Source organism: Enterobacter sp. MG-EB028 (genome assembly GCF_056673305.1).
This window is the reverse complement of the sequence record NZ_CP195079.1, coordinates 3,664,619-3,678,503: the sequence shown is the minus strand read 5'-3', so window position 1 is coordinate 3,678,503 and position 13,885 is coordinate 3,664,619. Positions and strand designations below refer to the sequence as shown.

At 47.8% G+C, this 13,885-nt stretch carries 13 protein-coding genes; 2 read left to right on the top strand and 11 right to left on the bottom strand.

Annotated features, from left to right (window positions below; genetic code table 11):
• Positions 1-139: 139 nt before the first annotated feature.
• The 5 genes from ACR42C_RS17370 to ACR42C_RS17350 form a co-directional block, all read right to left on the bottom strand.
• Positions 140-1,162, bottom strand: a complete 1,023-nt coding sequence (locus ACR42C_RS17370) for a Gfo/Idh/MocA family protein (protein WP_479985207.1) — start codon at positions 1,160-1,162, stop codon at positions 140-142.
• Positions 1,163-1,172: 10 nt separating this feature from the next.
• A complete protein-coding gene (gene srlE / locus ACR42C_RS17365) occupies positions 1,173-2,153 on the bottom strand; it encodes a PTS glucitol/sorbitol transporter subunit IIB (RefSeq protein WP_479984372.1) in 981 nt (326 codons plus the stop codon).
• Positions 2,150-2,524 carry a PTS glucitol/sorbitol transporter subunit IIA gene (locus tag ACR42C_RS17360; RefSeq protein WP_195606796.1) on the bottom strand — a complete coding sequence of 125 codons (375 nt, stop codon included), beginning with the start codon at positions 2,522-2,524 and terminating at the stop codon, positions 2,150-2,152. The genes srlE and ACR42C_RS17360 overlap by 4 nt, the downstream gene beginning before the upstream one ends.
• Positions 2,521-3,042 carry a PTS glucitol/sorbitol transporter subunit IIC gene (gene srlA / locus ACR42C_RS17355; RefSeq protein ID WP_209419744.1) on the bottom strand — a complete coding sequence of 174 codons (522 nt, stop codon included), beginning with the start codon at positions 3,040-3,042 and terminating at the stop codon, positions 2,521-2,523. Before srlA ends, ACR42C_RS17360 begins: the two co-directional genes overlap by 4 nt.
• A gap of 112 nt (positions 3,043-3,154) precedes the next feature.
• Positions 3,155-3,430, bottom strand: coding sequence for a helix-turn-helix domain-containing protein (locus ACR42C_RS17350; RefSeq protein WP_209419745.1), 276 nt, complete (start codon positions 3,428-3,430; stop codon positions 3,155-3,157).
• A gap of 129 nt (positions 3,431-3,559) precedes the next feature.
• Here ACR42C_RS17350 and ACR42C_RS17345 point away from each other — a divergent pair, with 129 nt between their 5' ends.
• Positions 3,560-3,832, top strand: a complete 273-nt coding sequence (locus tag ACR42C_RS17345; RefSeq protein ID WP_479984371.1) for a helix-turn-helix transcriptional regulator — start codon at positions 3,560-3,562, stop codon at positions 3,830-3,832.
• A 119-nt stretch (positions 3,833-3,951) separates the two neighbouring features.
• Positions 3,952-4,209 carry a helix-turn-helix transcriptional regulator gene (locus ACR42C_RS17340; protein ID WP_109213319.1) on the top strand — a complete coding sequence of 86 codons (258 nt, stop codon included), beginning with the start codon at positions 3,952-3,954 and terminating at the stop codon, positions 4,207-4,209.
• 50 nt (positions 4,210-4,259) lie between these two features.
• Here ACR42C_RS17340 and ACR42C_RS17335 read toward each other — a convergent pair whose 3' ends face one another.
• The 6 genes from ACR42C_RS17335 to ACR42C_RS17310 all read right to left on the bottom strand — a co-directional run bounded on the left by ACR42C_RS17335 (position 4,260) and on the right by ACR42C_RS17310 (position 13,866).
• Entirely contained in the window at positions 4,260-4,526 is a 267-nt protein-coding gene (locus ACR42C_RS17335; RefSeq protein WP_109213320.1) for a hypothetical protein, read from the bottom strand.
• A 493-nt stretch (positions 4,527-5,019) separates the two neighbouring features.
• The gene (locus ACR42C_RS17330; RefSeq protein ID WP_479984370.1) at positions 5,020-7,089 is read right to left on the bottom strand and encodes a DUF927 domain-containing protein; all 2,070 of its coding nucleotides are present in this window, start codon (positions 7,087-7,089) and stop codon (positions 5,020-5,022) included.
• Positions 7,090-7,124: 35 nt separating this feature from the next.
• Positions 7,125-7,340: an AlpA family phage regulatory protein gene (locus tag ACR42C_RS17325; RefSeq protein ID WP_209419748.1), complete on the bottom strand. Its 216-nt coding sequence runs from the start codon at positions 7,338-7,340 to the stop codon at positions 7,125-7,127.
• A gap of 534 nt (positions 7,341-7,874) precedes the next feature.
• On the bottom strand, positions 7,875-9,668 hold the full coding sequence (locus tag ACR42C_RS17320) for a response regulator receiver domain (protein WP_479984369.1): 1,794 nt from the start codon (positions 9,666-9,668) through the stop codon (positions 7,875-7,877).
• On the bottom strand, positions 9,665-12,631 hold the full coding sequence (locus tag ACR42C_RS17315; RefSeq protein ID WP_209419750.1) for an ATP-binding protein: 2,967 nt from the start codon (positions 12,629-12,631) through the stop codon (positions 9,665-9,667). The genes ACR42C_RS17320 and ACR42C_RS17315 overlap by 4 nt, the downstream gene beginning before the upstream one ends.
• Positions 12,631-13,866: a DNA cytosine methyltransferase gene (locus ACR42C_RS17310; protein ID WP_479985206.1), complete on the bottom strand. Its 1,236-nt coding sequence runs from the start codon at positions 13,864-13,866 to the stop codon at positions 12,631-12,633. The genes ACR42C_RS17315 and ACR42C_RS17310 overlap by 1 nt, the downstream gene beginning before the upstream one ends.
• Positions 13,867-13,885: the final 19 nt, after the last annotated feature.

Below are 13,885 nucleotides of genomic sequence, written 5' to 3'. Positions count from 1 at the left end.
ATAAATTTTGTATTGCAGATTTAATTTCTGCTCCTCGCTCAAAGCTGACCATGCTTTCTAATAATTCCTGTGCTTTGTCTGGCTTGCTGGAGTAAGGGCTTTACCAATCTGACGTAGTAGACAGGTACAGCCCTTGAAGTTATGGCATTATCGTGCGTTCAGGCTTCCCACTCACCAAGCTGCGATGCACCGCCCCACAAATCCGGCTGACCGCCAGCCCATCCTCTGCCGTCACCGGGTACGGCGAACGGTTCCTGACCGCGCGAACAAAGTCGTTGATCGGATCGATACCGAAGCCGCTGGCGACACCGTTGCGGTAGTTGATGAAATAGCTGTTGGGTGTGAGTGTCTTATCCGGGGTGGTGATTTCCAGCCCCCGATGCTGCGAGGTGCTGCGGATATACGTGGCCTCGCAGAGGATATCGATACGCCCGTCGTTGTCCTTCGGAAAGCCCTCCGGCAGCACCCACGAATTTTCCACCACCCACGAACTGCCGTCGGCCATCGTCAGCAGGCTTTGTACGCTGTCGTGGGTATCTAAACCCCATACGTCCAGCAATTGCTTCTGGCCCACCGCATACACTGATACCACCTCCTGCCCGGAGAGATACCGCACCAGATCGAAACAATGGGAGCCGAGGAACCATACCGGGGAGCTTGCGCCCGCCCAGTTCAGCCACGCCGTCGGGACCGTTATCACGTCGTCCATACTGATATGCCCGCGCAGGATGTGCCCGGTCTCCGGCTTTTCCAGTTCGGCTTTGATGCGCATCACTGCCGGGTCCCAGCGTTTGTGGAAATCGACGCCGACCAGCAGGCCGCGCTGCTGTGCCAGCTCGACGATGAGCTCACACTCGCGTACCGAGGTGGCGAGGGGCTTTTCCGCCAGTACATGCTTGCCGTAGCGCAGGGCGGTGAGGATGGATTCGGTGTGGTACGGGTCCGGCGTCGCCACCGAGACCACGTCGATGGCTTCCTCCTGCAGAAGAACGTCCAGCCGTGTATAGCCCATGATGCCGTATGACATGGCAAGGTCGTCGCAGCGCTCTGTGTCGGTGTCGCAGATGGCGACCAGCACCGTGCCCGGGTTGTGGCGGTACGCATTCATATGGTGTTTGCCGTAAATACCTGCGCCCACCACGGCGGCTCTGATTTTGTTCATCATTGAGTCCTCAGAATAAGCCCAGGGAAAACAGCCAGCCGATGATGACGGCCAGCGGTCCGGTCAGTTGTCTCGACAGCAGAAAGGCGGGTACACCTTTTGCGATGGTCTCCGGCTTTGCCTCCTGCATGGAAAGGCCTACCGGCACGAAGTCGCAGCCGACCTGTACGTTGATGGCAAACAGGGCGGGCAGGGCGAAGGCCGGAGAGATGGCCCCTGCGCCAATCTGGGTGCCAATCATCACGCCAATAACCTGCGAGATGGCCGCGCCCGGCCCGAGCACCGGGGAGAGGAACGGAATGCCGCAGATGAGCGACAGCAGCACCAGTCCCCACAGCGAGTTCGCCAGCGGCGTCAGGGCATGGGCAATCAGGCTGCCGAGCGCCGTTTCCTGCACCAGGGCTATCAGCAGTGAGACAAAGGCCATAAACGGGATAACGTTGCGCAGCGACACGTCCACCGCTTCACGGCTGGCGGCGAACAGCAGGGCGATAACGTGTCCGGTGGCGGTGCCGGTCTGCTCCACCATGCGTACCAGTTTCTCCGCGCCGCGCGGTGGTGGAGGTGTGGTGATGACCCGTGGCGCAGGCTTCCGTGTTATCTCAGGTTTACCTTCCGGGACTTCGGCAGTATCCACCAGAACCAGTTGCTCCATCGTCACGCCGGAGACGTAGTTATCCTCGGTAATAAAGTGCGCCAGCGGTCCGGCCCGCCAGGTGGGGAGCACGTTGATGGTCGGGATACCCTTCTGCGGATACAGGCCGCAGCGCAGGGACCCGGCGCAGTTAATCACCACGCACAGGATGTCGTTATCCGGCGGAATGTCAGAGAAGCCGTTAACGATTTCCGATTCGGTGAGCGCGCCGATTTCTATCGCAACCGGATGGATTTCCCGCCCGGTCAGCGAGAGCACCTTTTTACCGCTGGCAACGGGCAGCCACAGTCCCTTGCCGTAACCACCGGGACCGGGAGGAATAAGCACCGTGTTCATGGGCGTCCCTCCTCTATCACCAGGTTACCGTGCAGGTCACGCAGGTTCGGCACCGGGCCGGAGAGGTGAACCGCCCCGACGTGGCAGGGATTCAGGTCACCATTGAACACCAGCGTCAGGTGGCCGAGTTCAAACAGCGCCTGCTGTGCACCTTTGCCAACACTGGTCACCAGATAATCATGGCCCGCCAGCAGCAGGCGGTCGCCGGGGAGTATCATCAGGCTCTCTTCCCGGAACGACGGCTCCAGCGACAGGGAGTAATCGAGACAGTCCTTCGGCCCGTTGCTGTCGAAGGTGATGAGCATCTTGTCGGTGAGGCCGTCGGCGACGAACAGCCCGATGGCAGTAATGCGTGCGCAGTAAATCATCATGGGGCATTCCCCCGCTTGCTGAGCCGCAGGAACAGGTACTCGGTGATAATTCCGCGTATCAGGCCAATCAGCATGGCGGCGGCGATATAGCGCAGCGCCAGTGGGGTGACGGGCAGGCCGAGTGCCTTAATCCCGGCGGCGACGCCGAGCCAGACAAACAGCTCCGACGGCACCACATGGGGAAACAGGCTGGTAAGCGGATGGGCGGTGGTGCCGAGCGCATCTTCATAACCGGGCTTGCTCTTCTCAGGTAAAAGCTTGCCGAGGGTTAGCGCGCCGGGGCTGCTCATAAAGAACCAGCCGAGCACCGGCAGCACGCCGTAGGTGAGAATGCGCGAGCGGCCAAGCAGGGTGGCAACTTTCTCCATTCTGACGGTACCGACCAGCTTCATCAGGAAGTTGATGGCCAGCAACAGGCAGATGAGCATCGGGATTAGCCCGGTCATCATGTCGAGGAAGATTTTGCCTGCGGCCTGGAACAGGTGGATAAAGCTTTCAGCCAGGGAGACCAGAAACATGGAGGCCTCCTGTACTCAGTGCGAGGATGTTGGGTTGTGGTTCGGTGTGCATAAACAACTCTCCTGTCAGGTGTCGTTGGTTAATGCGTCCTGCCACTCACAGCGCGGGTCGTTATGTCCCGGAGTTATCGGTTGTTGTCATGGGGTGAAGCGGTTTACGGGGCTCACGTTTGTTATTGGCGTTGAGGTAACGCTCCGGCCAGATCGCTGACGGATGCACGTCGAGCGCGATGGCAATCAGCCACTCGCCTTTCGGCCACGGGCGCGTCAGGGTATTCGACAGCGTTGACGAGGCCAGTCCTGCTTCCCGCGATAGTTTCGCCAGACTGGTACCGCGCTTGTGTAAGGCGGCAACGATGTCGGCGGGGTGCCAGTCTTTTTTAGCCATTTCGGTTACCTCTCTCAGGTCTAAAACCAGTCAAGGTAATCCCTTACCCATTCTTTAGGAAGTCTAAAGATAACTCATCTTAAGGAATGCTAAAGATGCTGTCAATATAACCACTAACAGGACAGGGTTATGGTTCCGAAGCGTCTTAGGATTGCGAGAGAGTTAGCCGATATGTCACAAGAGGAATTGGCTATTGCAGCAGGTGTTTCAGAAGAAACGGGCTATTCGCGAATGTCCCATTACGAAAATGGTAGGCATAAACCTAAATTCGAACTGGTTTGTCGATTTGCTGAAGTTCTCAATTTACCTGAAGGTTACTTCTACACGCTGGATGACAGCTTTGCTGATGCAATGCTGAAGCTACATAGGGGAAAACGGGTGCAGTGGAAAAGGTATATATAAGTTAATTGGTCGTGTTAGTACTCCCTTTAATGTTATGGTTTCTATCTTTATGAAGTCTAAAGATAAAAGAACTTGAGTAATGCTAAAGATTACCGTGAAATCCATACAGGACGCACGGTATGATCCCCAAGAGACTAAAAGAAGCTCGTTTGCGAGCAAAGCTGACCCAGGAAAAGCTTGGTGTACTCGCTGGCATAGAAGAGGCTACAGCTTACTCACGTTTGTCACACTATGAGAATGGTACGCATAAACCGACGTTTGAGTTAGTGTGTGAATTTGCGCGAGTGCTGGATGTACCAGAATGCTATTTTTATACGGTTGATGATAGGTTTGCAGAAGCAGTGCTTAATCTATATGTACACTACAAAAAAAGCTGACGTATTAATAAGCCGAACATTAATAAATGTTCGGCTTCAGCTTGATTTCATTAATTTCTATTTGCTTCTACTAAAGATATGAATACGGATTCCACTCTTGAAGATATATCTTTTACGTCGATGTCAGAGGTGTTTGATGGGTATCGAATGTCAGAGTGTCCGTATGGAAATATTCCGTCACCATGGTCGTGAACACCAAATTCTAAAGTGAATTTCGCATCTTTAAATTCTTCTTTGATAGCCTTTATAAAGTCTTCGCTGTAGAATTTATTTGCCCTGCAGCTTGGGTAGTGGATGTTAATAAATAATGTATTCATGTTTACTTCCCTTTTATAATGTCTCAATTTTTAATGGTAATATTATATTGAGTAATGATGGTATTACCTGAAATGATGCTTTCATCCGCTAGGTGTGATTCCATACTTGTAGAAATCCGTAAGTTTACACATCGTAGCTTTTTTTTGAAGGTTTAGCATGATTTTTTCGCCCTTTAAGGGCAGGCCCGTTCCCCTTATTCTCCCTTCCTTTCAGCCTTTGCCGTTTCAGCCCCTTTTCGCCATTTTCAGTTCTTCTGTTTTTGAGGTGGTACAGGTGGGACAAGTGGTACAACCGCGCCAGCCGTGGCTTTGCGCTGTACCACCTGAAAAATGCCAGTCGGAAAAGTGGGACAGCTTCAGCAACGGCTGTCCCACCCTGTACCACTTTTTTTAAACCAAATTCTCTGAGGTGGGACGTTGTAACCCGCGCCAGCTCTGCGTGTACCACTTGTCCCACCTGTACCACCTTTTTTTAAGACACGCGAGACTGCACTCAGATATTGAGAATGCGGGAGGTGAGCCGGTAGACCCTGGCTTTGCCGATCTCCGGCAGGCGAACCTGCGACTGGTATTTCCCGTCGCTGCCGGGTAGCAGGCATTCTGCTTCCTGGCATAATCTCGCCGCTCTGGCGGGACTGAATCCCCGGCACATTTCCCGCCAGCCCTCCGGCAGGATGTGAAACAGTGTGTGCTCTTCACCCGTCAGCGGATCTTTTTCCACCCGGCGAAAGCCCACCATATTCAGCGGGCGGTCCGGGCCATCCCACGAGGCAAAGCGGCTGTACTGGTGCGCGGTGATGAACCGCTTGATCTGCGCCAGCACGCCTTCATCTTCCTGGTTGGCAATATGGCCGCGTTCGTTCAGCCAGGCGTGCTGGCAGATCTGCACTGCCTCATACGCCGTGCCTTCCTGCCAGCCCGTGATGCCGTGCAGCGTCGCTATCTCTCCGGCCACCGCCAGCAGCGCAAAGCGGGCCACGATGCGTTGCACCTGGTTTCCGGCATTCTCCGGCATCAGGGCGGTCTGGTAGTGGCGAAGTAGCTCTCTTGCCAGCGTGGTGCTCGCGTCCAGGTCGCCGGTGAGGAAGGCCAGCCAGGCACGAAAAGCGGTGCCGTGGAAGCGGGCTACCCTGTCGCAGACGGTATCGGCGAACTGCTGGCCGCTGGCAAAACCGTGTAGCTGCTCAAACGCGCCATGCTGCCCGGTGTCGCTGGGGATTTGTACCATGCGCACGTCCATTCCGGCGTAGAGGCGCTCCCCGGCGCGTTCGGTGTGTTCCGCCAGCGACAGCTCCCCGGTGGAGAACAGCAGCAGCGTCCAGTGCCTGCGGTTACGTACTTCGCCATCGATGCGGGCGCGCCCCTTGCCCTGGCCGTTCGCCAGCATATAGGCAATCATCCCGGCTTCCCGCGGATCCACCTCGCGCAGTTCATCGAGCGGCAGCAGGGCATCGTTGTGGCGGCTGGCAATTCCTTCCAGCGCATTCCCGGTGGCCCGCCAGGAGTGCCAGTAGTCCGTGCCGCCACAGACGGAGGCGGCCACCTTCATCACCGTGGTTTTGCCGTCGGTGGACTCACCGCGCAGGTGAAAACCGCCACCACCCGTTCCGGTCAGGCGCAGCAGCGGGGCGGCCAGCGCACAGCAGACGGCAAAGACCAGCCGCGAGTTGCCTGCACATAGTGCGGCGACCTGCTCCTGCCACTCCGCCAGAGTACCGCCCTGTGCAAAGCCGCCAGTCAGGTAGTGGCTGCCCTGAAGGATGACATTGTCGCCATCGGGACCGATAACCTCATCCGGCAGCACATACACGCCGTTGTGCCAGCCGGTTTTCTCCACGCAGATGACCCGGCGTCCGGGGAGTGACCGCGAGATATATTCACATAACAGGCTGCGCAGGGCGGGGCGGGTGGAGATGTAGGTCAGGCCGTTCTCCAGCAGGATGCGCCGCAGCTCCTCGCCGTTGCCGCTGAGCATAGCCATTGGCATGGCCCAGCGCCGCAACTGCCCGGTGGTGGTGTGCCATTCCAGCAGGCGGCCATAGCTGCCGTCATGGCTGTCGCAGGTGATGGCGGTGACGCGCAGAGGGGAACAGATGCGCTGGGGCTGGACGTCGCTTTCACCGTCCCGGCGTTCGGTGAGCTTGTCAAACCATAGCGCTTCTTCATCGAGGCGGAAGTGATCCGGCAGGATGTCAGAAGGCCTTTCCTGTCGCAGGCGTGCAAGCTGCCCGGTCCAGTTCTCCACTAACTCACCGTCGGGGGTCATCAGCCGCGCCATCTGCACACCCGCGTGTGCCAGTTTTACGGCGATTTTCAGCAGGTCTTCTTCGCGTATATCGCCGGTACGAAGTACACGGGCATAGAACGTGTCGGGCCTGATAATGGTCAGGTTGTCCAGATCGGCCAGTTCATCCGGGCCGAGCACCACCGGAGGAATATCATCTTCCCGGTCGGGATCTTTTCGCCAGACGCGTGAGGTCTCCCATGCCAGGCTTCCGGCCAGGATCACCACCTCGAGCGTGCGCTCGGGAGACTGCTTGTTGAGAAAAGGGGCGCGTTTCATGATGGGGTATCGGTCGGCTCATCCCTGAGCGTGGATTAACGGATGGCGGTGCGGCGCTGTTGCCACCGGCGGATTTCAGCAGCATCGAAGACCACCAGTCGGGAAGAGAGGTGGACGGGGCGGGGAAAGTCGGTGTCTTTAATCAGGCGGTAAACCGACGATTCACTCATCGCCAGAAACTGGACCACCTGACGCATACGCACATTACCGCTTTCGGGAAAAGCATCGTTACTGTCAGCACGGGTTTTCATGATTGCACCTCACGGGAACAGAGTGTCGAGGCGGTTATAGCGCGGAACGGGGAGGGGAGGTATAGGTCCGGGTGAAAAAGTGAAGTCCGGATAGAAAGTAATGAGTCCGGGAAGAAGTTATTTGCTGTCAGAACTAATGATTTTCAATAATTAATTGAAAATAAATGGTTTTATTCTATCTTGAACAATCAAACCCCTACATACATAGGTTAACGAATGGCGGTGCACGGCTGTAAACAATCCACAACAACTGTCACGACTTCACACTCAAATATGAGCAGGAAGAATATGCTAGTACGAATCATTCAAATCAAAGGGTGAGCACCAAATTTGAAATTATTCGTAATATCCATAAAAAGCAGTCAGCAGTTAAATATCCAGTGAGATGATAGTTATAAAGAGGAATAAGAAATAATCTAGAAATTGCAAGTGACACGGCATAGTTACTGTAAATATGAGTATTGTATGATTAATCTGCTAGATTAATATGGAAGCACCAAACGACGTTGACACTTCCATAAATTTTGTCGTTAGTTAGGCCCACATGCTCCTAATATCCTGAAAATCAAGACCTACACGAGTTTGAGATGCCCCAAATTTATGTAATATATTTAATGCATATTCATATCGTAATTCAGCAATTGCAACTGCCCTCACTTCTTTCATTACCAGTGCTTTGCTATCTTCTGAAATTTCTTCTCTTGCAGCATATAGGGTTATTGATTGTTCGTCTTTATAATTTCCTTGGCCACTTGCAAAAAAAGTGTCCCATACGATATTGTCCTTTCCTAGAGAATAAGCTAAGGGAGTATCTCCATCATTCAAGAAAAGATATTCATTTCGATTCGCATTTTTATTAGCATCCTTAATGGGGACGGATTCTAATTTAACTGCCTTAAAGGCTAAATAAGAGTCTCCTATACGAGATTGCCACTGCTTCACTCTCTGACCTGGCACCATATCACAAGCAGGGGTAACACACACCCATTTTTCATCTCCAATTTTTAATATAGTTCCAGTTTTTAAATGATTATTGTTTACTGACATCGAGCAACTGTAAGCGTTTAAAAGACCTAAAGTCTTATCTCTATCTATCATGCACTCGCTAAAGAAACCTTTGACAAATTCCTTATTATCTTGAGATGTCTCGCAACCCGCAGCTTTAATGATTTTTTTAGAAAAATCCCTAAGCTCTAATCGAGAGGCTGTCGCTAACTGCTCCCAATGAAGATTAATTGCTTTATCGTGGGCAGAATCATTATCAGCGTTCTCCAGGAGATTAAAGAGCCATCCAGCTTGGGCTGGCCTATTATTTATAATTTTGCATGCCTGCTCAATACCTCTTTCATCTAGTTCATAACGCATTTTGGCCATAAGTAGATGCATTGGTGAAGCATTTCGTTTGACTAATGCTGCATGTAATGAACCGATCAACTCTTCAGCTGGATCATCTGAGCTTTTTTTTATTACTGATATAAATGTTTTACCTGTGCTTATGAAATTTGATTCTTCACTCCAATCCCATTCAAAATCAGGACGGATCTCTTTCTCTAAATTTATTTTGCTTCTTAATAAGTCCTGAAATTTCCATTTAACTAATTCGTTAACATCTATACCAGTTTCCATAGAAAGTTCAGTGATTTGTGAATGAAAACCATGCATGGTATGTTCTTCATTTTCTATATTTAAAAAAACAGAGCTGTTATTGTTTTTATAAGAAGTTAAAATTGGAAGCAAATCCAGGGAGCTATTAATCCATGAGTAATCCGCTCCATCATTGTTATCATCAAGCCAATCATTCATTCTACTGATAGTGTTATCTGAGGGTTTTAGCTCATTACTGAAATCTATCGTTATTAGTTCGCAAAGGATTTCAATAAATACTTTCTTTATATCATCAGCATAGCCCTTCGTGTGTACCAAAATTAAATTATAGTGATTATTATCATCAAGAGACTTTATTATTTCTCTTGCTCGTGTTCCATCATCAATTGAAGGTTCAACATCCAAATGATAATCTAATATAACTAAATCACTATGATGTATATGTGGCGGGACGTTACTACCCCCTCCAATAGCAGGGTAGCGCCCGCTAAAAACATCAATACCCCACTGGTATGTTGTATGACACATATTAATGATTTTCTTTAACCGCTCTATATTTGCATCAACAGTGCTGTTTTCAGGGGGGGGAACCGAACCAGAAAATTGTGACTCTATTAATGATAGAAGAGTCGGATATTCATCATCAATGACTGTGACATTTCTGATAGGTTTTATAAATGCTTCTTCTATTAAAGAAGAATATGTAATTGTCGAATCAGTCATTTTATCAATCCTTTCAACGAAAGAGCGAAGTTCGCACCACAAAGAGTTTTAAAATCATTTCTGGTTTCATAGCGTATACTATGCCCACCAGCCATAAGATTCTGCTTGCAGAGATAAAGGCCGACTCCTCGTCCACCTCTTTGCTTACGGGTGAAGAAGAGCGTAAACAGACTATCTATATCATCTTCATCAACACCGGGACCATTATCACTAACAATTATCTCATCATCCTTGAATGATAGAATTATTTCTTTATCAGCCCTGTTTTGTCGTTGTACCCAATATACTGAGTTGTTTATCAAATTAATAAAAACAGGATAAATACGTGATTGTAGTTCCATAAGAGATATATTATTGAACTCAGGAGTACATGTGAATATTATATTGCCATTCTCGAAATGTTTAGCGAAATATCCTCTCACATATTCACTTATATCATAACCTGTAATTCGTTGTACTTCCTTTTTACCGGAAAGTTTTAAAGGAGATAGAAACTTTAACTTATCTATTAAAGATTCATGGTATGTAAGTGCCAGTTCTAAATTTTTTCTCTGGAAGTCTGTAAGCTCAGTATTGCTCATCATTTTGAGAGCATGCGTGAGTTCCTGGTCTAGCCCATCAAGTTCATGCCCAATAATTTCTACTGTGATACCAAGTTGTGCTAAGGAATGAAGTCGAGTTATTTCCTCTTGATACCTAACAGACTCATTCATGCTATGTATTGCCAATCCCTCCAAATCAATCTGCTCATTAATTCTTTCTAAAGCAGTTATATAAGGGGAAAGTTTCTGTGCATTTTCTATTTCTATTTTTTGATGTTCTGCATCTAGTTTCTCAAGTACATAGGCGAGGGAAACTTTCTGAAGATTTAGGTCTTCAAGGCTATCTTCCATTGCAATTTTGTATTGCTCGCGACAATTCTTAACTAGCTCCTCGAACTCGCTTTGTTGCTTCACAAGCATATCTTTACCTCGAGAAGCGTACTTTGTAATACTATTATTAATACTAGCGACCTTACTTCGATAAACCTCGCTTGCTTTCTCGTATTCGCTCTTGTCAGTAGACTCTTCTATTGCTCTGTTGATTAGATATGTAAGTCCTTTTATCATTTCTTTGCATTGAAGCTCTTCCTTTCTGTAAGCGCGATAGTCCTCTTCTAATCTGCCTAAATTAGTAGGTATTGGACTTAAAGAAAATCCTTGAATCTGCTCAGAAAAATCATCTACAGTTCCCTTTAAGGCTTGGAGATCATCGATTGAATTTAGATTTATTCGATTTTCTAAGTTTTTACTAAAATCGGAGATTGTTAATGCTAAATTGTGTAAGGGATTTAAGTTATTCTTTATGGATGTGCGTATTCTTTTCCTTTCTTTGGAAAGCAATTTATTGCGATCATCTATAGCTTTTTGTAGGGTTTTCTTTTCCCTAATATCTTCTAAAGCTTCGCCTCTTCCCTTAGAATAACTGCCGAAATGTTTATCAGCAGAATCGATCAATATTTTTTGAACAATTTCACGGAATATTTTAGATGCTCTGTTTTCAATAAATCCTTCGCGTCCTGCTTTATCTTTTAAATTAGGATTGTCATGACGAGTAATGGCGATACGCCCGAACATACGGCGACCTGACCAAAAATATCTACCAGCATTTTTTGAACGACGCTCTTCAATAGAGAAATAATCGCTATCAGCACGTCCATATGGCATTACTCGCAAACCATCTCGATACACTCTGAAGCCTGAATATTTTTCAGACTGTTCCATAAAATGAGCATGCTGTGAATCATTGAGTGATGTGCTGTTAATATTCAGTTCAAATGCTCCGATTCGCAGATGGAATGGGCCAAAAGCACTGTCTTTTCTTGTTTTGTATATTTGCTTTGGTTTTATGACATAATCTTCAATCCACTCACCAAAAACTTTTACTCGTCCCTTAAAGTATCCCTCGTTATCAACAGTTCCTTCAATGATATGTTCTAAGTCTTCTAAGTTTCGTAAATCAAATTCGCGATTTTCACCTATAATTACTTTAGGCAAACCATTAACCCAACCAGTTACGCTGTAGTTAAAATCACTAATTAATGGTTCGCCATTTTTCGAAAATGGATCGGTGAAGTTTGAAAGCGTTTGGAAAAAACGCTCCCGGGTACTTTTTTCCGCATCATCAGTTTGGTTAAGATCTGCATTTGAAAGTTGAATGTATAAGTCATATTGCACATCTGCAATGAACATAGCCGTTCCATGTAATGACTCGCCATTCCATACTGACCATTTACTAAAATGTTTTTCTTTAAAAACATCCTGGATCAGGGTTTGCTCTATTTTCTTTTGAGTTGTGATGTCTAAACCATCCTCTAACTCTTGACGACTAAAAGAATCCCATGCTGCTGCAATTCTCTTGGTTCGCTCAAGATCATGAGAGTCTCCCCATACATTCCCCATCATCTGGTCAAACAAAAGGGGAAGTATTTCACAAAGCTCATTTTTATGACTAAATTCTCTAACTGGTATTTGAACATCACTTAAGAATAAAAAGGGATTTTCAAATAAACGCCAGTCAATAAGTGCAGCAACAAAATCGCTATTTTTCCTTTTTGATATAAGCAGTAATAGAGGTCCGATAGCGGCTGAGGATAAGCGTCCTATACCTTTTTGACCTTGTTTAGGCCGTTCAGGCAAACCATCTCGATCATCTTCAGGAATATTGAATCCATTTATTTTGGACTCAGTACCAACAACAAGCCATTTCGACTCAAACTCATCCCGATTCATCCCGTGACCATTATCGACTATGGCTGAAACGTTGAGATCACCATCAAAAATATGAAGGGCTACATCACGTGCATAGGCATCATAAGCATTTTTCCATAATTCAGAAATAGCTGTAGGGCAATCGGCTATCTGCTCTCGGCCTAGATGGTCAATTGTCCTTGCCCTAGTTTGAAAAGTGACATGATCAGTCATCAAATGCATTCCTTATCATAATCAATATATCCACATTTAGCCGAATCGACTTCAATTTTCTGTATTGATAGCAAATTAATAATCGATTTAAGTAATGCTTCACCTAATTTTACGGGAACGGCATTACCTATTTGTTTGGCAATGGCCATCGTTCCACCATGAAAAATATAGTCATCAGGAAATGTTTGTAAACGGGCTGCATGTCTTAATGTAATACCATGATGCAACCAAGGATGGACAAATCTCCCCTTCGACGGGTTGTTACAACCAGTGGTTATTGTGTTCGAAGGCAAATGTGGATAAATCCGACCATACACGTCCAGATGACCACTGTAGTTCTTGTGGCAGGCAAGTTGTCTCCCAGATTCGGTTCTGTCTCCTAGTAATGGCGTATTTTTAAACAACAACTGCATTTCAGCTGAATGTTCCATATGAACATTACATGGATCTTCTTTGGGGATCGGTGAACCCCATTGCAATTGTTTTAGACGATTTTCTGCAAGCTCAATCGACATGTTGAATTTTTCGACTAATCGCTCTCTGAATTCAATTAAAGTCGACTCCGGCGGGCGTTCGAAAACGCAAGAAGATGTGACCCATTCTTGTTTGCCAGTTTTGGTATGGGTAGGTTCGGGAGGCCATACAAAACCGCTGGTATCTATATCCGATCTAACCGCTAGTATGAAAGCTCGCCTTCTGTTTTGTGGGACACCGTAATCCCTTGCATTAAGAATGAAAGGTTTTCCACCAATCACTCGATAGCCATGCTCATGTGTTAATGAGAAAAATTGAGTCAGATACTCGGCATGACGCGGCCAGAGAAGGCCAGGTACGTTTTCAACTAGAAAAATCTTTGGTCTGAATTTTTCGACAAAATCAAAGTAACGGAGCAACAAAGCGTTTCGAGGATCATCTTTTCCTGCATCATTAATCCGATGCGTCGAAAAACCTTGACAAGGCGGGCCTCCCAAAATGAGATCCAGTTCCCCAGCTTTCACCCCCTGAAACCTCATTAGAGAATCTATATCAACATCATTGATGTCTTGAGTAAAAACCTGAGTCTGAGTTTCATAATTTTCAACTAGGTTTCTGTGATAGGTTTCTGACGCAAGCTTATCCAGCTCGATTGCAACCTGAACATCAATACCGGTCCTGTATGCAGCGAGTGAAAATCCTCCTGCGCCGGCAAATAAGTCAATAGCTTTCAATTTTAGGTACTCAGGTTCTAAGTTCAGTTTCAAACATTATACGCAG